Genomic DNA, 23,156 nt, shown 5'->3' on the forward strand with positions numbered 1-23,156 from the left:
CCACCGACGGCTCGGGCAGCCGGTGGGACGACCGAAAGTGATGCGGGTGGACGCGAAAGACATGGGTGCCGACCTTCAGCAGGTACTCATCACCAAGGAAGAGATCGACGCGAAGCTGGCCGAGCTGGCCGCGAAGATCGACGCGGAGTACGCGGGCAAGGACCTGTTGATCGTCGGCGTCCTCAAGGGCGCGGTGATGGTGATGGCCGATCTCGCCCGGGCACTGTCCACCCCCGTCACCATGGACTGGATGGCCGTCTCCTCCTACGGCGCGGGCACCCAGTCCTCCGGTGTGGTGCGGATCCTCAAGGACCTCGACACCGACATCAAGGGCAAGCACGTCCTCATCGTCGAGGACATCATCGACTCCGGCCTGACCCTGTCCTGGCTGCTGTCCAACCTCGGCTCCCGCGAGCCTGCCTCCCTGAAGGTGTGCACGCTGCTGCGCAAGCCCGAGGCCGCCAAGGTCGCCATCGACGTGGAGTGGGTCGGCTTCGACATCCCCAACGAGTTCGTCGTGGGCTACGGCCTCGACTACGCCGAGAAGTACCGCAACCTCCCGTTCGTCGGTACGCTCGCGCCCCACGTCTACGGCGGCTGAGCCACCCGGGCCAAAGCCCCGCAGGATGATCGGGAACCCCGGCGGGCCTCGCGCCGTTGGAGCATGCAGACGGGAACGCCAGCCGTCCTGTGCGGCTTCGCGCAACAATGCTGGGGTACCGTCAGAAGAACTGTCTTATCAAACTCACTGTGGCAGGAGGGACGGGGCGGCACCGCTCCGTATGGATGGACGTGAAGCGATACTTCCGTGGGCCGGTCATGTGGATCGTGCTGGCCGTCCTTGCCGTGGTCGTGTTGATGCAGGTCGTCGGCTCGTCCGGCGGCTACAAGACGGTGGACACCGGCCAGGTCGTCCAGGCGATCAATGACAACAGGGTCGAAGCGGCCAAGCTGACCACCGGCGACGAGCAGACCATCAAGGTCACGCTCAAGGACGGCGAAAAGGTCGAGGGCAGCTCGAAGATCCAGGCGAGCTACATCGGCGACCAGGGCGTGACCATCGCCAACACGCTGCAGACCAAGTACCAGGACAAGCAGATCCCGGACGGCTACACGGTATCGCCGTCCAAGCAGAACCCGTTGGTCGGGATTCTGCTCTCCCTGCTCCCCTTCGTCCTCATCGTGGTCGTCTTCCTGTTCCTGATGAACCAGATGCAGGGCGGCGGCTCCCGAGTGATGAACTTCGGGAAGTCCAAGGCCAAGCTCATCACCAAGGACACCCCGAAGACGACGTTCTCGGACGTCGCGGGGGCCGACGAGGCCGTCGAGGAACTCCAGGAGATCAAGGAGTTCCTCCAGGAGCCGGCCAAGTTCCAGGCCGTCGGCGCCAAGATCCCCAAGGGCGTGCTCCTCTACGGCCCGCCCGGCACCGGCAAGACGCTGCTCGCGCGTGCCGTCGCGGGCGAGGCCGGCGTCCCCTTCTACTCGATCTCCGGTTCCGACTTCGTCGAGATGTTCGTCGGTGTCGGTGCCTCCCGGGTCCGTGACCTGTTCGAGCAGGCCAAGGCGAACGCCCCCGCGATCGTCTTCGTCGACGAGATCGACGCGGTCGGCCGCCACCGCGGCGCCGGCCTCGGCGGCGGTCACGACGAGCGCGAGCAGACCCTGAACCAGCTGCTCGTCGAGATGGACGGCTTCGACGTGAAGGGCGGCGTCATCCTGATCGCCGCCACCAACCGGCCCGACATCCTCGACCCGGCGCTGCTGCGCCCCGGCCGCTTCGACCGGCAGATCGCGGTCGACCGTCCGGACATGCAGGGCCGCCTGGAGATCCTCAAGGTCCACCAGAAGGGCAAGCCGGTCGCACCCGACGTCGACCTGTCGGCCGTCGCCCGGCGCACGCCCGGCATGACCGGTGCCGACCTGGCGAACGTGCTGAACGAGGCCGCGCTGCTGACGGCCCGCAGCGACCAGAAGCTGGTCGACAACAAGATGCTCGACGAGGCCATCGACCGCGTCGTGGCGGGCCCGCAGAAGCGGACCCGGATCATGTCGGACAAGGAGAAGAAGATCACCGCGTACCACGAGGGCGGTCACGCCCTGGTCGCGGCGGCCTCCCCGAACTCCGACCCGGTCCACAAGATCACGATCCTGTCCCGCGGCCGCGCCCTCGGCTACACGATGGTGCTGCCCGACGAGGACAAGTACTCGACCACGCGCAACGAGATGCTCGACCAGCTGGCCTACATGCTGGGCGGCCGCGCGGCCGAGGAGCTGGTCTTCCACGACCCGACCACCGGTGCTGCGAACGACATCGAGAAGGCCACCAACCTGGCCCGCGCGATGGTCACGCAGTACGGCATGACCGAGCGTCTGGGCGCGATCAAGTTCGGCGGCGACAACAGCGAGCCGTTCCTCGGACGTGAGATGGCTCACCAGCGCGACTACTCGGAAGAGGTCGCCGCGCTGGTCGACGAAGAGGTCAAGAAGCTCATCGAGACCGCGCACAACGAGGCCTGGGAGATCCTGGTCGAGAACCGCGACGTCCTCGACAACCTCGTCCTGGCTCTTCTCGAGAAGGAGACCCTGGGCAAGGAGGAGATCGCCGAGATCTTCGCCCCGATCGTCAAGCGGCCGCCGCGCCCCGCGTGGACCGGCTCCTCCCGCCGTACGCCCTCCACCCGTCCGCCGGTGCTCTCCCCGAAGGAGCTCGCACTGACGAACGGCGCCAACGGCGCGACGGCGGCGATCACCGCGAAGACCACGGCGGCGGAGCCCGCCCCGGCGGCCGAGCCGGCCACCCCGGAGGACCGCCCCGAAGTCTGAGCCCGGACCGCCCCGGCGGTCCCGCAGGCCCGGAATGGATGCCGCGTTCCCCAGGTTCTAGCCTGGGGACGCGGCATCGTCGTATGCCCGCAGAGAGGACGCGTGTCCCCACGCGTGACAGCACAGGAACGAGGCACCACATGACCGACCCCGTGACGCTGGACGGCGAGGGCATCATCGGCGAGTTCGACGAGAAGCGCGCCGAGAACGCCGTACGCGAACTCCTGATCGCGGTCGGCGAGGACCCGGACCGTGAGGGGCTCAGGGAGACGCCGGGGCGGGTGGCGCGGGCGTACAAGGAGATATTTGCGGGGCTGTGGCAGAAGCCCGAGGACGTGCTGACGACGACGTTCGACATCGGGCACGACGAGATGGTCCTCGTGAAGGACATCGAGGTGTACTCGACCTGTGAGCACCATCTGGTGCCGTTCCGGGGCGTCGCTCACGTCGGATACATTCCGGCCACCAGCGGCAAGATCACCGGACTGTCCAAGCTGGCCCGTCTCGTGGACGTCTACGCCCGTCGGCCGCAGGTGCAGGAACGACTCACCACGCAGATCGCGGACTCCCTGATGGAGATCCTGGAACCGCGCGGGGTGATCGTCGTCGTGGAGTGCGAGCACATGTGCATGTCGATGCGGGGCATCCGCAAGCCCGGCGCGCTGACCATCACGTCCGCCGTGCGGGGTCAGCTGCGGGACGCCGCGACGCGGAACGAGGCCATGAGCCTCATCATGGCCCGCTGACAGTTCCGCACGCCGTGAGGGGCGCGGGGCTGTATCGATGTGCGGCTCCGCCGTGGGCGCGACCAGCCCCCACCGGCCCGCAGCTTCAGCACCGCGCTTCCAGCGGAGAGCTCAGGCCGCCGGCGCCGCTCCCGTGTTGTCGTGGTCGTCGTCCTCCGGGAGCTTGCAGACGCGCTCCAGGAAGATGGCGGCCGCTATGACGCCGATGCCGGCCAGCACCGAGAAGCCGGCGTAGAAGGCCTGGTCGCGGCGGGCGGGAATGTCGAGGGACTCCAGCAGGAAGGCACCTGTGCCGCCGTACATCCCGGCGACGAGGGCGGCGACCAGGGCGCTGGCCTGGCCGAAGACGACCGCGCGGGCCGCCATCAGGGGGTCGACGCCCTTGGCGCCGGGGCGGCGTTCGCGCTGGGCCTTCAGGCGGGCGCGCAGTGAGAGCGCCGTGGCGAGCAGGATCGCCGCGATCACCGCCAGGACGACGGGGGCGGCAAGAGGGACGCTGGGGAGCGTCCCGATCGAGTTCCACAGGCGGGCGCCCGCCCAGGACAGCACCCCCGCGACGACGAACACGCCGATCAGCACCCTGATGCGCAGCTCTCTCACGGTGTCCCTTCAGCTCCCCGGGCCGTGGCCTGTGGTGACCCGGCCGGTCAGGTTGTCCATGTGTCGTCGCGACGTGGTCGTCTTGACCTTAACGACTACTCGGGCAGCCGGAGTTCCAGGTCCGCACGGGGTGCCACGCCGTCGCCGGTGACCGTGCCGAGGAGGTCGGCGACGGCGCCGCGGCCGGGGAGCTGGGCATCGGGGTCGAGGTCGTGCCAGGGGGCGAGGACGAAGGCGCGTTCGTGGGCGCGGGGGTGGGGGAGGGTGAGGTGCGGGTCGTCGGAGACGATCTCCGCGTACGAGACGATGTCGACGTCGAGGGTGCGCGGGCCCCAGTGCTCGTCCCGGACCCGGTGGAAGGCCTCCTCGACCGCGTGCGCCCGCTCCAGGAGGGAGGACGGGGGGAGGGTGGTCTTCAGGAGCACGACCGCGTTGAAGTACGAGGGCTGGCTGCCGGGCTCGACGCCCCACGGCTCGGTCTCGTAGACGGGGGAGACCGCCTTGACGCGCACGCCCGGTGTGTCCTCGAGGGCGTCGATGGCGCCCTGGAGGGTCTCCAGGCGGTTGCCGAGGTTGGATCCGATGGAGATCACGGCCCATTTGGGGTTGTGCAGGGTCGTGTCGGCAGCGTCCACCTTCTCTACGACGGAGGCGGGTACCGGCTGTACGGTCGGGTCGCTGTGACCCTCGGTGAACGAGGCAGTCATACTCGGCTCCGGGTGATGGTGACGGTCACGTCGTCGAAGGGGACGGTGATCGGCGCGTCCGGTTTGTGGACGCAGACCTCGACCTCCTTGACCCCTTCGTGCTTCAGACAGGTCTGGGCGATGCGCTCGGCGAGCGTCTCGATGAGGTTCACGGGCTCGCCCTCGACGACGGCCACGACCTCCTCCGCCACGATGCCGTAATGCACGGTCTTCGCCAGGTCGTCGTCGGCGGCGGCCGACCGGGTGTCCAGGCCCAGAACGAGGTCCACGAGGAAGGTCTGGCCCTCCTCGCGCTCCTTGGGGAACACACCGTGGTGCCCGCGGGCCTTCAGGCCGCGCAGCGCGACACGATCCACGCGAATCACTCCTGCAATCGTCGGTTGCGGCCGGTCCGAACCGGGTGCGGGCGGCACACCGGCCTGAACCGAATCTACCTGCGGGCACTGACAGCTCCAGGCCACAGGGGCGCCGGCCCGGTTCGGGGCCTGGAGGTTTCATCGAGTGTTTTCCCCGGGGAACCCGGCGGCTCATGGGGTGGTAGCCGCGCATACCCCGGAGTAGGTGATTCCAACCACTCCTTGGTCTCTTCGGCCCTTGGGGGGCGCCTACCCACTCAGGCAGGTGTGTCGTCGTCCTCGGTCTCGTCGGTTTCGGCCAGAACGGGGGAGGCGTGGTGTGACCAGAGCTTCCAGCCGGCGGGTGTGCGGCGGAACACGTTCGTCGCGACCACCAGCTGGCCGACGAGCGGGCCGGGTCCGTTGCCGTCCTCGGGGGCGGGGCCGCCGCTGAGGATGTTCTCGGTGCAGGTGACCAGGGCGGTGTCGCCGGTGACGGAGACATGGACGTCGGTGAGGAAGAACTGGATGTAGTCGGTGTTCGCCATGATCAGCGCATACGACCTGAGGACCTCGCCGCGGCCGGTGAGCACGGGCCAGCCGGGGTGCACGCAGGAGACCACGCCGGTGTCCGCGGGATCGTGGTAGGTCTCGTCGACGCCCAGGTCGGACGGGGTGAGCCAGAGCGAGGACACCTCTTCGAAGTCGCCCCGCTCCAGTGCCTCGTAGAAGGCCGTGTTGGCGAGTTCGACCTGTTCGACGTCGGTGTGGGGGGCGCTCACCGGGCTCCTTCCACGGCGCGCGCGACCCGTACCGCGTCGGCCGTTGCCCGCACCTCGTGCACCCGCACCGCCCAGGCGCCGGCGTGCGCCGCCAGCGCGGAGACAGCGGCCGTTGCGGCATCGCGCTCCCGGGCCGGCGGCGGGGCGCCCTCGGGACCGGCGAGGACACGGCCGAGGAACCGCTTGCGGGAGGCGGCGACCAGCAGCGGGTGGCCGAGGGTGCGCAGGCGGTCCAGATGGGCGAGCAGAGTGAGGTCGTGCTCGGCCTCCTTGGAGAAGCCGAGGCCGGGGTCGACGACGATGCGGTCGGGTGCGACACCGCCCTCCAGGACGGCCTCCACGCGCGCGTGCAGCTCGTCGACGACTTCGGTGACGACGTCGTCGTACACGCCCTTGACGTTGCCGCCCTCCAGGAAGCCGCGCCAGTGCATGACGACGAAGGGGGCGCCGGTCTCCGCGACGACACGGACCATCGCGGGGTCGGCGAGGCCGCCGCTGACGTCGTTGACGAGGGCGGCGCCGGCGGCGAGGGCCTGTTCGGCGACGGAGGCGCGCATGGTGTCGACGGAGACGACGACACCTTCGGAGGCCAGGCCGCGGACGACGGGGACGACCCGCCGCAGTTCCTCGGCCTCGTCGACGCGGGTGGCGCCGGGGCGGGTGGACTCGCCGCCGACGTCCACCAGGTCGGCGCCCTCGGTGACGAGGTCGAGGCCGTGCTTGACGGCCGCGGTGGTGTCGAACCAGCGGCCGCCGTCGGAGAAGGAATCGGGGGTCACGTTCACGACTCCCATGACCGCGCAGCGGTCCCATTCCGGAAGGCCCGCGATACGCCCGCGTCCGCTCTGCTTGCTCATACGTTCAGCGTAGGCCCCCGGTGGGCGGGGCCTCTCCACGTGGGTGTGCGGCCCGGCGGTCCCGGCGTCGTGCGGCCCGAGCGGAAGCTCCGGGTGCTGGAGGGGGTGGGGCCTCCGCTCGGGCCTGTCCCGGTCAGGCCGCGCGCATGCCCCGCTCCGTGACGGCGTACGCGCAGGGGCGCGGGGTGGCGAGGCGGATGCGCGGCAGGTATCCCTCGGCCCCGCCGAGGTCGCCGAGGTCGCCGAGGTCATGGACGCGTCGGACCCGGGTTGCGTAACCGGCACGCTCGATGCGCCTGGCCGGCCGGCGCACGCTGCGCATCGCGCGGCCGGCGAGGGAGAAATCCGCGCCGTCCACCACCGCCTCGTCGCCCGGCTCGAGGGCGTCCAGGCCGGTCTCGCGGGTCCACACCTCGCGGCCGGTCTCGGAGCAGCCCGTGACGGCCGGGGTCCAGGAGTGCGCCCGGGCCTCGTCCATGAAGCGTTCGATGGCGCCCGGCCAGGCCTCGACATCGCCGATGGGGTCACCGTCGGCGAGCATCACCCCGGACGCCACGCGGTAGGTCACCGCCGCCTTGCCGCTGGGCGAGAAGACGACGGACTCGTCCCGGCGCAGTGCGAAGCGGCCGGGGGAGTCGCGGCCGCCGTGCCGGTCCAGCAGGGCGCGCAGCCGGGCCTCGTCGTCCTGTGTGAGCCGGGCGGCCGGGTGTGCCGGGTGTTCGGGGCGCAGGGCGAGACAGATCGTGGTGACGGCGGTGAGCAGGCCGAGCGCTCCGAGGGAGACGGCGACGGTCCAGGACGTGTCGTCCTGGTACCGGACCGGGCCCTCGAAGCCGAACAGGCCGTACAGGACATGGGCGATGCGGTCCGCCAGGGACGGGTCGCCGATCATCGTGCGGGAATGTGCGCTGACGACGACCAGCCCGAGGGCGAGTGAACCGGCGCCCATGAGCACGAAGTTGGCGAGGGCCCGCCACCGGCTGCGCGGGTCGGGCAGGGCCGCGAACTGCTCGCGGTGGCGCAGCAACGGCGCGAGCAGCGCGAGGGAGACGACCACGCCGACAACGGAGTGCCGGTACGTGAACTGCGCGGCAGCCCCGGCCGGCAGCAGCGCGACGGCCGCGCGCCACGCCCGGCGTTTGCCCTGTTTGAGACCGTGGGCGAGCAGCAGCAACAGCACGCCCGTGCTGAGCGAGAGCGCCGCCGCGAACGGGCCGAGAGCGCCGGGCAGCACCTCGGCGAGGGCGTGCACACGGCTGTGCCGGAAGCGCGGAAAGACGCTCGCGGCGATGTCCAGGAGGCCCACAAGGGCACACGCCCTGGCGACGAGGACGGGAACGGCCTCCGGGCGCGGAACCCGGAACAGCCGCCGCACCCTTGTCCCTTCTTCCTTGACAGACATCGCATCCCGTAGTTCTGGTCGTAGGTCTGCTCGTTGTTCTGCGAGAGACCGTGAAACCGGTGCCGATTCGGGCATCCGGCGACATTGCGCCCTCTAGGACGGTGGGATCCGGGGTCAGGTTCACTCCCGTTCGCCGAAGCCCTTTCACAGTCCAGGGGAGGGGAGCCCGGTGAACTCCCGCAGGCCAGACAGCCCATGTGCTGTGAATGCATCGGAGTGGCTGTGTTTTTACCGCCCGGGCCACCATGATTCGCCTACGCGCGGTAAGTTTCTGGCCATGCCACGTGGACGTCATCGCCATTCACCGCCCTTGCACAGGCTGCTGCCTCCGTCGGCGATCGCAGGCGTCTCCCTCGTCTGCGCCCTCGGCCCCTGGGTGTTCACGGAGCCGACGGTGCTCCGTGGGCTGGCGGCGGCCGCCGCGGTGACGGCTGTCGCCGGTGCCGTCGTTCTGCGCCGCTGGGACACGCAGGCGGGCAAGCAGGTCGCCGACCTCACGCGCGCGCGTGCGAGCGATGAGTGGCGGCACGAGGAGCGCGTCGCCGAGCTGGAGACCGACCTGGAGGAGTCGCGGGAACTGCGCGTCAAACTCGAGCAGCGACTGCGGGCGAAGCGCGCCGAACTGGCGGGCCTGCGCAACGAGCACGCGGCACTGCTGCGCCGGTACGCCACCGCGGAGACCGAGCGTGCCAGCGCCCTGGAAGGCCGCCGCCTGCTGGAGATAGAGGCCGCGACCCCCGCGCCTGCGCTGCCGCCCGCACCGACGACGGAGGAGACCGAGGCCGTGGCAGCCCCGGCCGACCCCGACGAGGCCACTGACACCGACGCCACCGACGAGACCGTGGAACAGCAGGCGACGGCTTCCGGACTGTTCTCCCCGGAGGGCTCCCGGCTGTTCCTGCGGGCGCGGGCGGCGCTGGTCCGGTTCGACGCCGACACGGAGGCGTCTCCCAAGGAGCACGCCGACCAGGAGGCGTCCCCCAAGGAGCCGGCCGCCGACGCCGAGCGGGTCACCGGTGCGGAGGCCGCGCAGGAGGACGAAGCGCGGGGGAAGTCCGAGGCGGCCGACGGGCACGAGCGCGCGGCCGCCACCACCACGGCCGACACGGCCCCCTCCGATGACAACGCTGCCGCGGCCCCCGCGGAGTCCGTCCCGGCCACGGCCAGGCCCGCCGCGCCCGTGCAGCAGCCCTCCGGTCACTTCACCGTGCCGACCGCGGTGGCCGTCGTACCGGCCTCCGCTCCGGTGCGCCGTCCGACGGCCGAGGGCGGGTTCGACTTCTTCGGTACAAAGGCGAACACGTCCGCGGCGCTGGAGGCCGTGCAGAACGAGGACCTCGCCGATGTGGTCGGTCAGGAGGCGCTCGACCTGCACAAGGCGGAGGCCGAGGCCGAGTTCAAGCCGGCCGGCGAGGAGTCGCGCGGCATCGGCCAGGTGATCGACCTGACGGCGCACGACGAGACCGAGCAGATCGACATGCAGGGACTGCGCGGACTGCGCAGCGCCGTCTCCTGAAACAGCCGCCCTGAGCAGGGGGTTGCCTGAACGCCGTGGCCGGCGCCGCCAAGCCGGGCACGGCGTTCTTCACGCCATCCACCGGTCCGGTCGTGCCCCCTTGCGCCCCGTCCGTGACCGCTCCGCCTGTGCCCGCAGCAGCTCCGCGGCTTCCCCAGCGTCCCGCAGCCGCGCCGTGACGGTCTTGTTGGCTCCGGTGTCCACATGCACGTCCGCAACGCGCCACAGCCGCATCCAGGGCCCTTGAGCGAGCCGTACGCTCTGGACCTTCGCGTGCGGTACGAGCGCCAGGCTGCGCCGCAGGAGTCCGTGCCGGGCCGCGAACACCGCCTCGGTGACGGTGAGGCCGTAGCCCCGCCACCACAGCGGCACGCACCGCCCGGCGCGCCGCGGCGGCCGCGACAGCGACGGCACGGGCGGAACCGTCACCCCGGGCAGTACGCGCGCGATGACCGACTCGGCCACCTCGCGCGGGGCGACCGGCAGCAGTACGGAGTTCGACGAGCCGGCCACGTCCAGTTCCACCCGTACCCAACCGCGCCTCCGCCACAGCAGCGGCTCCACGATCCGCACGGTCTGCACCCGCCCCGGCGGCACCGTCTCATGGGCGCGGTCGAGGAGGCCGCGGTCGATCCGCAGCCCGTCCGGGGACTCGGCCACCGTCCAGTCGTACTCGGTGACGAAGCGGCCCACGCTGCTCGCGCCCGCCGCACCGATCAGCGGCAGCGCGGTCGCGAGCACCGTCCACAGGTTGTGGGTGAAGAACCACAGGACGGACGGCACGACGAGCGCGGCGATCAGGGTGCCCCAGGTCGCTCCGGTCAGCACCAGGGAGACGGCGAGGACACCCGGGGGCACGTTCAGCAGCTGCCGGGCCGGCGCCTCGCCGACCTCGTGCGCGGTCTCGGGCGCGAAACCGGCCGCGCGCGCGAGCAGTTCGGCCCGCAGCGCGCGGGCCTCTCCCTCGCCGAGGAAGGCGAGTTCGTCCTTCTTGTCGGTCCCTATGACATCGAGTTTGAGTTTTGCGACACCCGCCACGCGCGCGAGGAGCGGCCGGGTGACGTCGACGGCCTGGATCCGTTCCAGGCGGATGTGCGCCGTGCGCCGGAACAACAGGCCCGTACGGATGCGCAGTTCGCTCTCCGTCACCGCGAAGTGCGTGAACCACCAGGTGAGGAAGCCGTACAGCGCGGCGGCCGGTATGAGCACGGCGAGGGCTATCAGCAGCGTCGTCGTGGTCAGCCGCGCCAACTGGCGCTGTGTGCCGTCCAGGTCGTGCAGGGCCCACCCGAGGAGCACGGCGACCGGCGCCCACGCCCGCCGCAGCGGCGTGACGGGGTGCAGCCGCCGCTCGGTCACGGCCTTGTCGCGGCGTACGTCGTCGTCGGTGTCCGGAGTCGTCACAGCCCCGCCGATCTGGCCTCGCCGAGCTCGGTCAGCCGGTCCCGCAGCCGCTCCGCCTCGGCCGGGTCCAGGCCCGGGATGGTCGCGTCCGTCGCGGCGGCCGCCGTGTGCAGCTGCACGCTGGCCAGCCCGAAGTGCCGCTCGACGGGCCCGGACGTGACCTCGACCAGTTGCATGCGCCCGTACGGCACGACGGTCACCGTGTGCCACAGCACGCCCCGGCTGATCAGCAGGTCGTCGGCGCGCTCGGCGTACCGCCAGGAGCGCCAGTTGCGGCCGACGAGGTCCCAGCCCCACGCCATCAGCGCCAGCGGCAGCAGTGCGAACGCGGCCCAGGCGGGATCGGCCAGCAGGCCCGGCAGCAGCCCGGCGGCGAGGGCGAGCAGTCCCAGCCACACGATCAGCAGCATCCGTCGCATCCGTAGCAGGCGGGGCGGCAGCCCGGTCCACACCGGCTCCGCCTCCGCTGTCGTGCCGCCCCCTGGGCTCCCCGTCTCCATACGGCCAGCGTACGTAGGAGAGACTGGGTCCATGACTCCTACGACGGAGACCATGGTCGGAATCGGCGGCGCCGCGGAGAGCACCGACATGGTGCTGAACATCGGCCCCCAGCATCCCTCCACGCACGGCGTGCTGCGGCTGCGGCTCCTCCTGGACGGCGAGCGCATCACGCGCGCGGAGCCGGTGATCGGCTACATGCACCGTGGCGCGGAGAAGCTCTTCGAGGCGCGCGACTACCGCCAGATCATCATGCTCGCCAACCGCCACGACTGGCTGTCGGCCTTCTCCAACGAGCTGGGCGTGGTCCTCGGTGTGGAGCGCATGCTCGGCATGGAGGTCCCCGAGCGCGCCGTGTGGACGCGCACCCTGCTCGCGGAGCTGAACCGGGTGCTGAACCACCTGATGTTCCTCGGCTCGTATCCGCTGGAGCTCGGCGGCATCACGCCGGTCTTCTACGCGTTCCGGGAGCGCGAGGTCCTGCAGAACGTCATGGAGGAGGTCTCCGGCGGGCGGATGCACTACATGTTCAACCGTGTCGGCGGCCTCAAGGAGGACCTGCCGGCCGGCTGGACCGCACGCGCGCGTGCCGCGGTCGCCGGTGTGCGCTCACGCATGGACCGGTTCGACGACCTGGTCCTCGGCAACGAGATCTTCCGGGGGCGCACGCGGGGCGTGGGCACGCTCGCGCCGGAGGCCGTGCACGCCTATGGGGTCAGCGGGCCGATCGCGCGCGCCTCGGGCGTCGACTTCGACCTGCGCCGCGACGAGCCGTATCTCGCCTACGGGGAGCTGCAGGACACCCTCAAGGTGGTCACCCGGCAGGAGGGCGACTGCCTCGCCCGCTTCGAGTGCCTCCTGGAGCAGACCCACAACGCCCTCGACCTCGCCGACGCCTGCCTCGACCGGATCGCTCAGCTGGCGCCGGGGCCGATCAACCAGCGGCTCCCCAAGGTCCTGAAGGCACCCGAGGGGCACACGTACGCCTGGACCGAGAACCCCCTCGGCATCAACGGCTACTACCTCGTGAGCAAGGGCGACAAGACGCCGTACCGGCTCAAGCTGCGCTCGGCCTCGTACAACAACATCCAGGCGCTCACCGTGCTGCTGCCGGGCACGCTGGTGGCGGACATGGTGGCGATTCTGGGGTCGATGTTCTTCGTGGTGGGGGACATCGACAAGTAGCGGGTACGGGCCTCAGGAAGTAGCCGGTACGGGCCTCAGGCGAGTACGTCCGGAATTCCAACCGGCTGCACCAGCCACCCGAAGTCGCCCAGTCCACCCGCTGCGGTGAGCTCGGCGGCCTCCCCGGCGCCCGCGAGGGCGCGCACGTATGCCGAGGGGTTGGTGGTGGCGAGCGCGAGCGGGGGGCGTGCGCCTGCGATGCCCAGGGTGCGCAACGCATCACGCTGTGCCAGCACGCGCCCACCGGGGAGCGTGCACGCGTCCAGCGCGACGTGCGCGGTGATGTCGCACGACCCGTCCGGCACAGGCGCCGTCTCGCGCCCCTCGCGGAAACCGGTGAGCGTCCCGAAGAGCGGCCGTGCGCCGGCCGTGTGCGCGTAGTCGACGGCGACGGCGAGCCCGCGCTCGACGCGGGAGACGACCGACGCCCACGCCGTGTCCCTGGGCAGACCGATCTCGGCCCGCAGCCCCTCCTCGGCGGGCAGCGGCCACCACCGGGCGAGCCACTCGGCCTGCGCACCGGACACCGGCTCCCCGAGCCGCTCGGTCCCGTCCTCCCGTACGAGCACCAGCCTCGGTACGCCCGCGGAGTCCACCTCGGCGACCTCCACGGGCACGTTGTCCAGCCACTCGTTGGCGAACAGCAGCCCGGTCACGCTCTTCGGGGGCTCGGCCAGCCACTCGATGCGCTGATCGAGCCCCGCCGGGCGGCCGGCGATCTCCACGGCGTACGCGCGCGTGCGGGCGGCCACGTCGCCGGGCAGCGCGGTGAGCACGCCGGAGACCAGCTCACCCCGCCCGGCGGCCATGTCGACGAAGTCGAGACCGGACGGGCGGCCCAGTGCCTCGTCGACCCGGCACAGCAGCCCCGCCACGGCCCCGGCGAACAGCGGCGACGCGTGCACGGACGTACGGAAGTGCCCGGCGGGCCCCTCGGGCCTGCGGTAGAAGCCGCCCGGACCGTACAGCGCCGCCTCCGCAGCCGCCCGCCACCCTCGCCACCCGCCGTCGGCCGTTTCATTGGTCACATCGCCAGGCTAGGCGCACAGGGGAACGGGGCCTCCACCTTGCGGAGTACACGTATCCGCCGCGGATCGGCCCTCCGGTTGACTCCCGCACGCATCATGCTTCCCTACGCTGGGTTACGTGCAGCGCCTCTACGACTTCCTCCGCAGGCACCCGACATGGGTCGACGGCTTCTGGGCCCTCGTGCTGTTCGGGATCTCGGTGGTCGGCGGCACGGTCCAGCAGGAGAAGACGGGGACCGACCTGCCGTGGCTCGTCGTCCCGGTCACGCTGCTGCTGTGCCTGGTGGTCGCGCTGCGCCGCCGCATGCCGGAGAAGATGCTGGTGCTGGCGGCCGTGGTGGGCGTGGCGCAGCTGGTGCTGGACGTGGCGACCACGGCCGCCGACTTCGCCCTGCTGCTGATCGTGTACACCGTCGCCGCGGTCGGGGACCGCTGGGCCTCCCGGTTCGCGCTGGCCGGCGGGCTGTGCGCGGCGCCGCTGGCGCAGATCCGCTGGCCGGAGTACGAGTCGAGCGTCGCGGGGAACATCGCGGTCGGGGTCTTCCAGACGGTGCCCTTCGCCCTCGCCTGGGTGCTCGGCGACTCCATCCGCACCCGCCGCGCCTACTTCGCGCAGCTGGAGGAGCGCGCCGCCCGCCTCGAGAAGGAGCGCGAGGCGCAGGCGAAGGTCGCGGTCGCCGCGGAACGCGCCCGTATCGCGCGTGAACTGCACGACGTCGTCGCGCACAACGTGTCGGTGATGGTGGTGCAGGCCGACGGCGCCGCCTACGTCCTCGACGCCGCGCCGGACCAGGCGAAGAAGGCCCTGGAGACCATCTCCTCCACCGGCCGCCAGGCCCTCGCCGAGATGCGCCGCCTGCTCGGCGTGCTGCGCACCGGTGAGCACCAGGAGAGCGGCGAGTACGTCCCGCAGCCCGACGTCGAGCAGATCGAGGACCTGGTCGAGCAGTGCCGCGGCGCGGGCCTGCCGGTCGACTTCAGGATCGAGGGCACTCCGCGCCCGCTGCCCAGCGGCGTCGAGCTCACCGCGTACCGCATCGTGCAGGAGGCGCTCACCAACACCCGCAAGCACGGCGGGCCGAACGCGGGCGCGAGCGTGCGGCTGGTCTACTTCGACGACGGCCTCGGACTGCTCGTCGAGGACGACGGCAAGGGCGCCCCGCACGAGCTGTACGAGGAGGGCGGCGCCGACGGCCGGGGCCACGGCCTGATCGGCATGCGCGAGCGGGTCGGCATGGTCGGCGGCACCCTGGACGCGGGGCCGCGCCCCGGTGGAGGATTCCGCATCAGTGCCCTGCTGCCGCTCAAACCGGCGCATTGACCGCCGACGCACGCCCTCTGTTGACACCTGTAACAACCCTCTGCAACGACCTTCTGAACGGACATGGAAGAGGCCCCGATGACGATCCGCGTGATGCTCGTCGACGACCAGGTGCTGCTGCGCACCGGGTTCCGGATGGTGCTCGCCGCACAGCCGGACATGGAGGTCGTGGCGGAGGCGGGCGACGGTGTCGAGGCCCTGCAGGTGCTGCGCTCGACCGAGGTCGACGTGGTGCTCATGGACGTACGCATGCCGAAGCTCGACGGTGTGGAGGCCACCCGGCGCATCTGCTCGGACACCGACCCGCCGAAGGTGCTGATCCTGACCACCTTCGACCTCGACGAGTACGCCTTCTCCGCGCTGAAGGCGGGCGCTTCCGGGTTCATGCTCAAGGACGTGCCGCCCGGCGAACTCCTCGCCGCGATCCGCTCCGTGCACAGCGGCGACGCCGTCGTGGCCCCGTCGACCACCCGGCGGCTGCTCGACCGGTTCGCGCCGATGCTGCCCAGCACCGGCAAGGAGCCCCGGCACAAGGAGCTGGAGCGGCTCACCGAGCGTGAGCGCGAGGTCATGGTGCTGGTCGCCCAGGGGCTGTCCAACGGGGAGATCGCCGGCCGGCTGGTGCTGTCGGAGGCGACGGTCAAGACACATGTGGGCCGCATCCTGACCAAGCTCGGGCTGCGGGACCGGGTGCAGGTGGTGGTCCTCGCGTACGAGACGGGGCTCGTACGGGCCGGCGGACACGGCTGACCGGAGCTCGCGCCCGTCGGTAGGGTCTGCGCATGCTCCTGTGGATCAACGGTCCCTTCGGGGGCGGCAAGACACAGACCGCACACGAGATACAGCGCCGCCTGCCCGGCAGCGTCATCTGCGACCCCGAGCACCCCGGCTTCGGCCTGCGCCGCATGCTGCCGCCCGGACTGCGGGGAAACTTCCAGGACCTGGCGTCCTGGCGGCAGGGCGTCGTCGAGGTTCTCGACCTCGCCCTTACCAAGCACGACGGCGTGGTGATCGCGCCGATGACTGTCACCGACTCCGGCTACTTCCAGGAGACCGTCGGGCGGTTCCGCGAATTGGATCATGACGTACGGCACTTCACGCTCCTCGCCGAACGCGAGACCGTCCTGAAACGGTTGCGCGAGCGCGGTCTCGGACACCTCCTTCGATTCGTCGCCGGAAAGAACGCCGGCCTGCGCAGGGAGAGCTGGGCCGTGCAGCAACTCGACCACTGTCCGGAGCGGCTGCGCGAGCCGGAGTTCGCCGAGCACCTGTGGACGGACCACTCGACCGTGCCGAAGACGGCGGACCGGATCGCCGTGCTGGCCGGGCTGACTCTCAGGCCCAACAACGAGGGCGCGCTGCGGACGCGGCTGAGGCAGGTACGGGTCGGGATCAGGCACATCCGGTTCGACTGACGGTCACCTCAGGAGCGCTTCGAGGAAGTCGCTGCCGAGCCGCGCCACCGCGGTGACGTCCAGCTGGTGCAGGACGTACCGACCGCGGCGGCGGGTGGTGATCAGGCCCGCCTTCTTGAGGACGCCCAGGTGCCGGGATATCTCGGGCGCGGTCATGCCGTGGATCTGTACGAGTTCGCTCGTGGTGTACGTGCTGCGGGCGAGGTTGCGGCAGAGCTGCATCCGCACCGGGTGGGACAGGGCGGTCATCCTCATGGTCAGCTGGTCGACCGAAGGCGGCACGGTGAGGCCGGGGGAGCCGACCGGGTAGTGCAGTACCGGCTGCCAGCCGTGCCGGTGCAGCACCTGCAGATGCGGCCAGCCCAGGCTCGTCGGCACGAGCAGCAGGCTCCTGTCCCTGATGACGGTGTGGCCTTGGCGCAGCTTGTCGATGGTGATTCTTCCGGCGGCCTCGTCGACGCCTACCGCCGGGGACACCGCGGTCAGTGCCTCGGTCAGGCCCTTGTGCCGCAGAAGGTCGGTCTTGTGGCGGGCGTCCGCCGCGAGCTGGTGACGCAGGCGGGGCCAGGCGTCCGCGAAGAACATCTCGTCGCAGTCCTCCAGGAACCGCCGCAGCCAGGCCCGGATGCGCGGCGGATCCTCGAGCAGCCGCTGGCTGAACCGCAACTGCTGCGGCCCGCGCGCGGCGGCCAGCTCAAGAGCGCGTCGGCGCAGCTCCGAGTCGGCCAGTACGTCGGACGCCGGCGTGGCGGCCGGGAGGGCGCAGGTGAATTCCAGGGCCGCGTCCACGAACTGCTCGTCCGTCAGCTTGTCCAGCAGGTCCAAGTCCTCGGCGAGCGTGGCGCCCGGGAGTGTGCTCCCGCCAGGGACACCGGCGAAGGGCAGGAACAGGTCCGAGAACGTCGTCCGCCACAGGAAGTCGGCCTCGCACATCCGGTCGGCCAGATGCGAGTCGAGCCGGGCGGTCACGCCGGTCACCCAGCCCTGCAGGCCGGGATGGTGCCCCGGCTCGGACAGCGCGTGCAGCGCCGAACCGAGCTCGGCGAGGGGCGAGGGCACCACGGCGACCCGCTCCGGCCGCAGCCCCGCGATGTCGATGCTCACGCTCATGTCGCCATGGTGCACGCCGCCACTGACAACGCCGCCCTCGATTGACGGCGGCCGTCAATCGGCGCGACACCGGCGGCGCGGGCGGCGCAGCCTGGGACAACCGGGGCAGCCGCGGAGCCCGATCCACCGTTTCTCCTCGTCCCGAGAAGGCGAACCGCCATGAGCATCACGCAGCAGTACCTCCTCGACACCTACCGCGCCCAGCAGCTCGGCCGACCGGGCCCGCCCGCACCCGGCGCCCACGACTGGCAGGTCGTGCGGGAGTGGCGCGACCACCGGCAGTTCCGCGCGGTGATCGCCGAGCGTCCGGCCCACGGACGGCTACGGCGGACACTGGGCCGGTGGCTGCGTCCGGGCCGGCGGGTCACGAGCTGAACCCCTGCGGCAGCCGGGAGACGAACTCCGCGACCGCCGCTTTCACATCGCCCGCCGTCCACTCCAGGCCCGCGGCCCGTACCTCGATCTCCGTCATGGCGAGGCCCGGGCCCGGGGCGTCCCAGGGGCGGGCGAAGAGCAGGGTCTTCGTCTCCTCGGCGTGCCGCACCGCGGCCTCGGCGACGGCATCGACGTCGTACGGGAGCCAGACCTGGAACTCGTTGGTGTGCGGCTCCTCGGGGTGGACGCGTACCCAGGGCACCCCGGCCGCCGCGAAGCCCTCGCGCAGCGCGGCGGCCACCACGCGCGCGTGCCGCACGTAGTCGGGCAGCCGGGGCAGCTCACGCTCCAGCCCGGCGAGCGCCGACAGCACGGTCGGGAACTGCTGGAAGACCTGCCCGCCGTACCGGTGCCGCCAGGCCTTCGCCTCCTCCACCAGGGACGTGGGGCCGGCGAGAGCGGCGCCGCCGAAGCCGTCGAGCGACTTGTAGAACGACACGTACACGCTGTCCGCCAGGGCCGCGACCTCGTCCAGTGAGCGGCCGAAGTGGACGGTCGTCTCCCACAGGCGCGCGCCGTCGAAGTGCACCACCGCATCGCGCTCGCGCGCGGCCTCCACCAGCTCGGTGAGCTCCTCCCAGGAGGGCAGCACGAAACCGGCGTCCCGGAGGGGGAGTTCCAGCATCAGCGTCCCGAAGGGCTCGTCGAGGTCACGGATCTCGGCCGCGGTCGGCAGCCGGGGCGCACTGCTGAGGCGGACCGGGCGCAGGCCACTGACCTGCGTCAACGCATGGCGCTCATGCACTTCGGGGTGGGCGAGCGGGTGCAGGGCGACGCTCGGGTTGCCGGTGCGGCCGGCCCAGCAGCGCAGGGCCACCTGCTGGGCCATCGTGCCGGTCGGGAAGAACGCGGCCCCCTCCGTGCCGAGCAGTCCGGCGACCTTCCTCTCGAGGGCTTCCACGATGCCGTTGCCGTACATGTCCGCGGTCTCGTCGAGGTCGTACAGGTCCTCGGCTCTCTCCAGGAGGGCCAGGCGCTCCCGGAGCGTGCCGAGCACGCTGGTGCGCGCGAGGACGCGCTGCGCGCTCCGGTACGCGACTTTGCGCCGCTCGTAGCGTCGCTTGCGCTGTTCCTCGACCGACACCGGTTCCTGCGTGCCCTGCTCCGCCGTATCCGTCATGCCACGGATCATGCCGCGCGGCGATTCGCCCGGGCACCCGCTTTTCGGAGCCGGCCGCACCGATGCCGGACCCGGCCGCACCGAGCCGCGGCCCACAGCCTGTGGACAGCCGAACGCCCCCGGAACCAATCGCGTTAACATGACGAGAAATCGTCCGGTACCCCGAGCGGACTGGAACGGGAAGGCCGCCGTCGCGTGAGTACAAGCCAACAGCCAGACCCCAAGGACCGCCCCGCGCGGCTCACCGTCGGTGTCGTCGGCGCCGGTCGCGTGGGCCCCGCGCTCGCAGCGTCACTCCAGCTCGCCGGGCACCGCCCGGTGGCCGTCTCCGGGGTCTCCGACGCCTCCAGGAGGCGGGCCGCGCTGCTGCTGCCCGACGTGCCCGTCGTCGCGCCCGCCGAGGTGCTCCAGCGCGCCGAGCTGGTGCTGCTGACCGTCCCGGACGACGCCCTGCCCGGCCTCGTGGAGGGCCTCGCCACCACCGGCGCCGTACGGCCGGGACAGCTGCTCGTGCACACCTCGGGGCGGTACGGCGCGAACGTCCTGGAACCCGCCCTGCGGGCCGGAGCGCTGCCGCTGGCCCTGCACCCCGCGATGACGTTCACCGGGACCCCGGTGGACGTCCAGCGCCTCGCCGGGTGCTCCTTCGGTGTCACCGCCCCCGACGAGCTGAGGCTCGCGGCCGAGGCGCTCGTCATCGAGATGGGCGGCGAGCCCGAGTGGATCGCCGAGGAGAACCGGCCGCTGTACCACGCGGCGCTCGCGCTGGGCGCCAACCACCTGGTGACGCTGGTCGCCCAGTCCATGGAGCTGCTGCGCACGGCCGGCGTCGACGCCCCCGACCGGATGCTCGGCCCGCTGCTCGGCGCCGCCCTCGACAACGCCCTGCGCTCCGGCGACGCCGCCCTGACCGGCCCCGTCGCGCGCGGGGACGCCGGCACGGTCGCTGCGCACGTCACGCAGCTGCGCCGGCACGCCCCGCAGGCCGTCGCCGGCTATCTGGCGATGGCGCGCGCGACCGCCGACCGGGCGCTCGCCCACGGGCTGCTGAAGCCGGAACTCGCCGAGGACCTGCTCGGGGTACTCGCCGCGGACACGAACCTGCCCGAGAACGGGGGAGACCGATGAGCCGCCGGCGCTTCGAGCTCGTCCCCACCGTGGACGACCTGACGTACGTCCGGGAACACTTCGCCGTGCCCGGCCGCACGGGCGTGGTGATGACGATGGGTGCCCTGCACGACGGACACGCCACCCTCGTCCGCACGGCACGCGAGCACGTCGGGCGGGACGGTTTCGTCGTCGTCACCGTCTTTGTCAACCCCCTGCAGTTCGGCAAGGGCGAGGACCTCGACCGCTATCCGCGCACCCTGGAGGCCGACCTCAAGGTCGCCGAGCAGGCGGGCGCGGACGTCGTGTTCGCCCCCACCGTCGAAGAGGTGTACCCCGGCGGCGAGCCACAGGTCCGGATCAGCGCGGGTCCCATGGGGGAGCGCCTGGAGGGTGCCTCCCGGCCCGGCCACTTCGACGGCATGCTCACCGTCGTTGCCAAACTGCTCCACCTCACCCGCCCCGACGTCGCCTTCTTCGGGCAGAAGGACGCCCAGCAGCTCGCCCTGATCCGCCGCATGGTGCGGGACCTGAACTTCGGTGTCGAGATCGTCGGCGTACCGACCGTGCGCGAGGACGACGGCCTGGCCCTGTCCAGCCGCAACCGCTACCTCTCGCCCCAGGAGCGGCGCACGGCGCTCGCGCTGTCCCGCGCCCTGTTCGCGGGCCGGGACCGGCACGCGGCGCAGGAGGCGCTGCGCGCGAGGGCGCGGGAAGTGCCCTCCACGCGCGCGCGTGCCGAGGCCCTCAGCGCCATAGGCGAGTCCCGCGCGGCCGCCGACGCGCACGCCGTCGCCAAGGCGGTCCCCGGCGGCCCGGCCGCCGTGCGCGCCGCGGCCCGCCTGGTCCTCGACGAGGCCGCCCGCTTCGACCCGCCGCTCGTCCTGGACTACCTGGCCCTGGTCGACCCGTCCGACTTCACCGAGATCGGGGACGACTTCACCGGCGAGGCCGTTCTCGCGGTGGCCGCCAAGGTCGGCCGGACCCGGCTGATCGACAACATCCCCCTCACCTTCGGAGCCGCCTCGTGACCAGCACAGGCATACGACTGCACGCCCCCGCCCCGGGCTGGTCCATCTCCGCGGACGTCGTGGTCGTCGGCTCCGGCGTCGCCGGCCTCACCGCCGCCCTGCGCTGCCAGGCCGCCGGCATGACGACGGTCGTCGTCACCAAGGCCCGCCTCGACGACGGCTCCACCCGCTGGGCCCAGGGCGGCATCGCCGCGGCCCTCGGCGAGGGCGACAGCCCCGAGCAGCACCTGGACGACACCCTGGTGGCGGGCGCGGGGCTGTGCGACGTGGAGGCGGTCCGGATCCTCGTCACCGAGGGCCCCGACGCCGTACGGCGCCTCATCGAGACCGGCGCGCACTTCGACGAGTCCACCGAGGGCGAGCTGGAGCTCACGCGCGAGGGCGGCCACCACCGCCGCCGCATCGCCCACGCCGGCGGCGACGCGACCGGCGCGGAGATCTCCCGTGCCCTCGTCGAGGCGGTACGCGCGCGTGGCCTGCGCACGATCGAGAACGCCCTGGTCCTCGACCTCCTCACGGACGCCGACGGCCGCACGGCCGGCGTCACCCTGCACGTCATGGGCGAGGGCCAGCACGACGGCGTGGGCGCGGTGCACGCCCCCGCGGTGGTCCTCGCGACCGGCGGCATGGGCCAGGTCTTCTCGGCGACCACCAACCCCTCGGTCTCCACGGGCGACGGCGTGGCCCTGGCGCTGCGCGCGGGCGCGGAGGTCTCCGACCTCGAGTTCGTCCAGTTCCATCCCACCGTGCTGTTCCTGGGCCCGGACGCCGAGGGCCAGCAGCCGCTGGTCTCCGAGGCGGTACGGGGCGAGGGCGCCCACCTGGTGGACGCCGACGGCGTGCGCTTCATGGCCGGCCGGCACGAACTCGCGGAACTGGCCCCCCGGGACATCGTCGCCAAGGCCATCATGCGCCGCATGCAGGAGCAGGACGCCGAGCACATGTTCCTCGACGCCCGGCACTTCGGCGCCGACATGTGGGAGCACCGCTTCCCCACGATCCTCGCCGCCTGCCGCGCCCACGGCATCGACCCGGTCCACGAGCCGATCCCGATCGCCCCGGCCGCCCACTACGCCTCCGGGGGCGTACGCACCGACTCCCACGGCCGTACGACCGTGCCGGGCCTGTACGCGTGCGGCGAGGTCGCCTGCACGGGTGTGCACGGCGCGAACCGCCTCGCCTCGAACAGCCTCCTCGAAGGCCTGGTCTATGCCGAGCGCATCGCCCACGACATCGCGGTGACCCACCGGCACAACGGCCTCCACGCGCGCGTGCCCGTCCCCGTTCCGCAGCCGGAGAAGCCGGCCCACCCCCTGCTCGCGCCCGAGGACCGCTTCACGATCCAGCGGATCATGACCGAGGGCGCGGGCGTCCTGCGCTCCGCCGACTCCCTCACCAAGGCCGCCGAACAGCTCCAGCACCTGCACGCCGAGGCGCGCGACGCCCTCGAGGAGAACGGCAAGACGGCCGAGCCCGGCGTCGACGCGTGGGAGTCCACCAACCTCCTGTGGGTGGCCCGCGTCCTGGTCGCCGCGGCCCGGCTGCGCGAGGAGACCCGCGGCTGCCACTGGCGCGAGGACCACGCCGAGCGCGACGACACGGCATGGCGCCGCCACATCGTCGTACGGCTGAATCCGGACCGCACGCTCGCCGTACACACCACCGATACCGCAGACTTCCCCCCGACCCGGCCGCACCACCCGGCGCACCGTCCACAGGAGCAGTGACAGC

Annotated in this window: 22 protein-coding genes and 1 pseudogene; 12 read left to right on the plus strand and 11 right to left on the minus strand. The window is 71.9% G+C overall.

Going from position 1 to position 23,156, the window contains the following annotated elements; all coding sequences use genetic code 11:
* The first annotated feature begins 40 nt into the window (after window positions 1-40).
* From hpt to folE, 3 genes are all read left to right on the plus strand, one after another.
* Window positions 41-601: a hypoxanthine phosphoribosyltransferase gene (gene hpt / locus ACFV7R_RS16630; RefSeq protein ID WP_094057060.1), complete on the plus strand. Its 561-nt coding sequence runs from the start codon at window positions 41-43 to the stop codon at window positions 599-601.
* 185 nt (window positions 602-786) lie between these two features.
* Complete coding sequence (gene ftsH / locus ACFV7R_RS16635) at window positions 787-2,826, plus strand: ATP-dependent zinc metalloprotease FtsH (protein WP_385264048.1); 2,040 nt, start codon at window positions 787-789, stop codon at window positions 2,824-2,826.
* A gap of 140 nt (window positions 2,827-2,966) precedes the next feature.
* A complete protein-coding gene (folE, locus tag ACFV7R_RS16640) occupies window positions 2,967-3,572 on the plus strand; it encodes a GTP cyclohydrolase I FolE (protein WP_385264049.1) in 606 nt (201 codons plus the stop codon).
* Window positions 3,573-3,683: 111 nt separating this feature from the next.
* On the opposite strand, the gene ACFV7R_RS16645 is transcribed toward folE, so the two are convergent.
* The 6 genes and pseudogenes from ACFV7R_RS16645 to ACFV7R_RS16670 form a co-directional block, all read right to left on the minus strand.
* On the minus strand, window positions 3,684-4,172 hold the full coding sequence (locus ACFV7R_RS16645; protein ID WP_129799505.1) for a DUF3180 domain-containing protein: 489 nt from the start codon (window positions 4,170-4,172) through the stop codon (window positions 3,684-3,686).
* Window positions 4,173-4,267: 95 nt separating this feature from the next.
* Entirely contained in the window at window positions 4,268-4,879 is a 612-nt protein-coding gene (folK, locus tag ACFV7R_RS16650; RefSeq protein WP_385264051.1) for a 2-amino-4-hydroxy-6-hydroxymethyldihydropteridine diphosphokinase, read from the minus strand.
* Window positions 4,876-5,235, minus strand: coding sequence for a dihydroneopterin aldolase (gene folB, locus ACFV7R_RS16655; RefSeq protein WP_129799503.1), 360 nt, complete (start codon window positions 5,233-5,235; stop codon window positions 4,876-4,878). Before folB ends, folK begins: the two co-directional genes overlap by 4 nt.
* A 257-nt stretch (window positions 5,236-5,492) precedes the next feature.
* Window positions 5,493-5,996: a nuclear transport factor 2 family protein gene (locus ACFV7R_RS16660; protein WP_385264053.1), complete on the minus strand. Its 504-nt coding sequence runs from the start codon at window positions 5,994-5,996 to the stop codon at window positions 5,493-5,495.
* The gene (gene folP, locus ACFV7R_RS16665) at window positions 5,993-6,853 is read right to left on the minus strand and encodes a dihydropteroate synthase (RefSeq protein ID WP_385264055.1); all 861 of its coding nucleotides are present in this window, start codon (window positions 6,851-6,853) and stop codon (window positions 5,993-5,995) included. The genes ACFV7R_RS16660 and folP overlap by 4 nt, the downstream gene beginning before the upstream one ends.
* A 238-nt stretch (window positions 6,854-7,091) precedes the next feature.
* Window positions 7,092-8,255, minus strand: a pseudogene (locus tag ACFV7R_RS16670) (phosphatidylglycerol lysyltransferase domain-containing protein); the annotation flags it as partial.
* Window positions 8,256-8,532: 277 nt separating this feature from the next.
* Here ACFV7R_RS16670 and ACFV7R_RS16675 point away from each other — a divergent pair.
* Window positions 8,533-9,771: a hypothetical protein gene (locus ACFV7R_RS16675; protein ID WP_385264056.1), complete on the plus strand. Its 1,239-nt coding sequence runs from the start codon at window positions 8,533-8,535 to the stop codon at window positions 9,769-9,771.
* 69 nt (window positions 9,772-9,840) lie between these two features.
* Here ACFV7R_RS16675 and ACFV7R_RS16680 read toward each other — a convergent pair whose 3' ends face one another.
* Together ACFV7R_RS16680 and ACFV7R_RS16685 are read right to left on the minus strand one after the other, a co-directional pair.
* On the minus strand, window positions 9,841-11,175 hold the full coding sequence (locus ACFV7R_RS16680) for a PH domain-containing protein (RefSeq protein WP_385264057.1): 1,335 nt from the start codon (window positions 11,173-11,175) through the stop codon (window positions 9,841-9,843).
* Window positions 11,172-11,675: a PH domain-containing protein gene (locus ACFV7R_RS16685; RefSeq protein ID WP_385264059.1), complete on the minus strand. Its 504-nt coding sequence runs from the start codon at window positions 11,673-11,675 to the stop codon at window positions 11,172-11,174. Before ACFV7R_RS16685 ends, ACFV7R_RS16680 begins: the two co-directional genes overlap by 4 nt.
* Window positions 11,676-11,706: 31 nt before the next feature.
* Here ACFV7R_RS16685 and ACFV7R_RS16690 point away from each other — a divergent pair, with 31 nt between their 5' ends.
* Window positions 11,707-12,858, plus strand: a complete 1,152-nt coding sequence (locus tag ACFV7R_RS16690; RefSeq protein ID WP_385264061.1) for an NADH-quinone oxidoreductase subunit D — start codon at window positions 11,707-11,709, stop codon at window positions 12,856-12,858.
* A gap of 35 nt (window positions 12,859-12,893) precedes the next feature.
* Here ACFV7R_RS16690 and ACFV7R_RS16695 read toward each other — a convergent pair whose 3' ends face one another.
* A complete protein-coding gene (locus tag ACFV7R_RS16695; RefSeq protein ID WP_385264062.1) occupies window positions 12,894-13,886 on the minus strand; it encodes an SAM-dependent methyltransferase in 993 nt (330 codons plus the stop codon).
* Between the two features lie 118 nt (window positions 13,887-14,004).
* Here ACFV7R_RS16695 and ACFV7R_RS16700 point away from each other — a divergent pair, with 118 nt between their 5' ends.
* From ACFV7R_RS16700 to ACFV7R_RS16710, 3 genes are all read left to right on the plus strand, one after another.
* The gene (locus ACFV7R_RS16700; RefSeq protein WP_385264064.1) at window positions 14,005-15,207 is read left to right on the plus strand and encodes a histidine kinase; all 1,203 of its coding nucleotides are present in this window, start codon (window positions 14,005-14,007) and stop codon (window positions 15,205-15,207) included.
* Between the two features lie 78 nt (window positions 15,208-15,285).
* Window positions 15,286-15,957 (plus strand): response regulator transcription factor, encoded by a 672-nt coding sequence (locus ACFV7R_RS16705; RefSeq protein WP_129799494.1) that lies wholly within the window; start codon window positions 15,286-15,288, stop codon window positions 15,955-15,957.
* A gap of 32 nt (window positions 15,958-15,989) precedes the next feature.
* Window positions 15,990-16,622 (plus strand): AAA family ATPase, encoded by a 633-nt coding sequence (locus ACFV7R_RS16710; RefSeq protein ID WP_385264066.1) that lies wholly within the window; start codon window positions 15,990-15,992, stop codon window positions 16,620-16,622.
* A gap of 3 nt (window positions 16,623-16,625) precedes the next feature.
* Here the strand turns inward: ACFV7R_RS16710 and ACFV7R_RS16715 are convergent, their stop codons facing one another.
* Complete coding sequence (locus ACFV7R_RS16715) at window positions 16,626-17,732, minus strand: DUF5937 family protein (RefSeq protein ID WP_385264068.1); 1,107 nt, start codon at window positions 17,730-17,732, stop codon at window positions 16,626-16,628.
* 159 nt (window positions 17,733-17,891) lie between these two features.
* Between ACFV7R_RS16715 and ACFV7R_RS16720 the strand changes: the two genes are divergently transcribed.
* Window positions 17,892-18,107 (plus strand): hypothetical protein, encoded by a 216-nt coding sequence (locus tag ACFV7R_RS16720; protein ID WP_385264069.1) that lies wholly within the window; start codon window positions 17,892-17,894, stop codon window positions 18,105-18,107.
* Here the strand turns inward: ACFV7R_RS16720 and ACFV7R_RS16725 are convergent.
* On the minus strand, window positions 18,097-19,287 hold the full coding sequence (locus tag ACFV7R_RS16725) for a threonine aldolase family protein (protein WP_385264071.1): 1,191 nt from the start codon (window positions 19,285-19,287) through the stop codon (window positions 18,097-18,099). The genes ACFV7R_RS16720 and ACFV7R_RS16725 overlap by 11 nt on opposite strands.
* Before the next feature lie 195 nt (window positions 19,288-19,482).
* On the opposite strand from ACFV7R_RS16725, the gene ACFV7R_RS16730 reads away from it, so the two are divergent.
* Genes ACFV7R_RS16730 through ACFV7R_RS16740 form a run of 3 tightly spaced genes read left to right on the plus strand, consistent with a single transcriptional unit; the run spans window position 19,483 to window position 23,152 of the window.
* On the plus strand, window positions 19,483-20,415 hold the full coding sequence (locus tag ACFV7R_RS16730; RefSeq protein WP_129799489.1) for a Rossmann-like and DUF2520 domain-containing protein: 933 nt from the start codon (window positions 19,483-19,485) through the stop codon (window positions 20,413-20,415).
* Window positions 20,412-21,425, plus strand: a complete 1,014-nt coding sequence (gene panC / locus ACFV7R_RS16735; RefSeq protein ID WP_385264072.1) for a pantoate--beta-alanine ligase — start codon at window positions 20,412-20,414, stop codon at window positions 21,423-21,425. Before ACFV7R_RS16730 ends, panC begins: the two co-directional genes overlap by 4 nt.
* Window positions 21,422-23,152, plus strand: a complete 1,731-nt coding sequence (locus ACFV7R_RS16740) for an L-aspartate oxidase (RefSeq protein WP_385264074.1) — start codon at window positions 21,422-21,424, stop codon at window positions 23,150-23,152. The genes panC and ACFV7R_RS16740 overlap by 4 nt, the downstream gene beginning before the upstream one ends.
* Window positions 23,153-23,156: the final 4 nt, after the last annotated feature.

This window comes from Streptomyces sp. NPDC059866, from assembly GCF_042731325.1.
Taxonomy (GTDB): Bacteria; Actinomycetota; Actinomycetes; order Streptomycetales; family Streptomycetaceae; genus Streptomyces; species Streptomyces flavusporus.

Bases quoted from the DNA above. Each gene is read 5' to 3' on its own strand.
- folP (WP_385264055.1), bottom strand. From the start codon at position 6,853: ATGAGCAAGCAGAGCGGACGCGGGCGTATCGCGGGCCTTCCGGAATGG.
- ACFV7R_RS16725 (WP_385264071.1), bottom strand. From the start codon at position 19,287: ATGACGGATACGGCGGAGCAGGGCACGCAGGAACCGGTGTCGGTCGAG.
- ACFV7R_RS16720 (WP_385264069.1), top strand. From the start codon at position 17,892: ATGAGCATCACGCAGCAGTACCTCCTCGACACCTACCGCGCCCAGCAG.
- folK (WP_385264051.1), bottom strand. From the start codon at position 4,879: ATGACTGCCTCGTTCACCGAGGGTCACAGCGACCCGACCGTACAGCCG.
- folE (WP_385264049.1), top strand. From the start codon at position 2,967: ATGACCGACCCCGTGACGCTGGACGGCGAGGGCATCATCGGCGAGTTC.
- ACFV7R_RS16675 (WP_385264056.1), top strand. From the start codon at position 8,533: ATGCCACGTGGACGTCATCGCCATTCACCGCCCTTGCACAGGCTGCTG.
- ACFV7R_RS16715 (WP_385264068.1), bottom strand. From the start codon at position 17,732: ATGAGCGTGAGCATCGACATCGCGGGGCTGCGGCCGGAGCGGGTCGCC.
- ACFV7R_RS16710 (WP_385264066.1), top strand. From the start codon at position 15,990: ATGCTCCTGTGGATCAACGGTCCCTTCGGGGGCGGCAAGACACAGACC.
- hpt (WP_094057060.1), top strand. From the start codon at position 41: ATGCGGGTGGACGCGAAAGACATGGGTGCCGACCTTCAGCAGGTACTC.
- panC (WP_385264072.1), top strand. From the start codon at position 20,412: ATGAGCCGCCGGCGCTTCGAGCTCGTCCCCACCGTGGACGACCTGACG.
- ftsH (WP_385264048.1), top strand. From the start codon at position 787: ATGGACGTGAAGCGATACTTCCGTGGGCCGGTCATGTGGATCGTGCTG.
- ACFV7R_RS16685 (WP_385264059.1), bottom strand. From the start codon at position 11,675: ATGGAGACGGGGAGCCCAGGGGGCGGCACGACAGCGGAGGCGGAGCCG.
- ACFV7R_RS16690 (WP_385264061.1), top strand. From the start codon at position 11,707: ATGACTCCTACGACGGAGACCATGGTCGGAATCGGCGGCGCCGCGGAG.
- ACFV7R_RS16705 (WP_129799494.1), top strand. From the start codon at position 15,286: ATGACGATCCGCGTGATGCTCGTCGACGACCAGGTGCTGCTGCGCACC.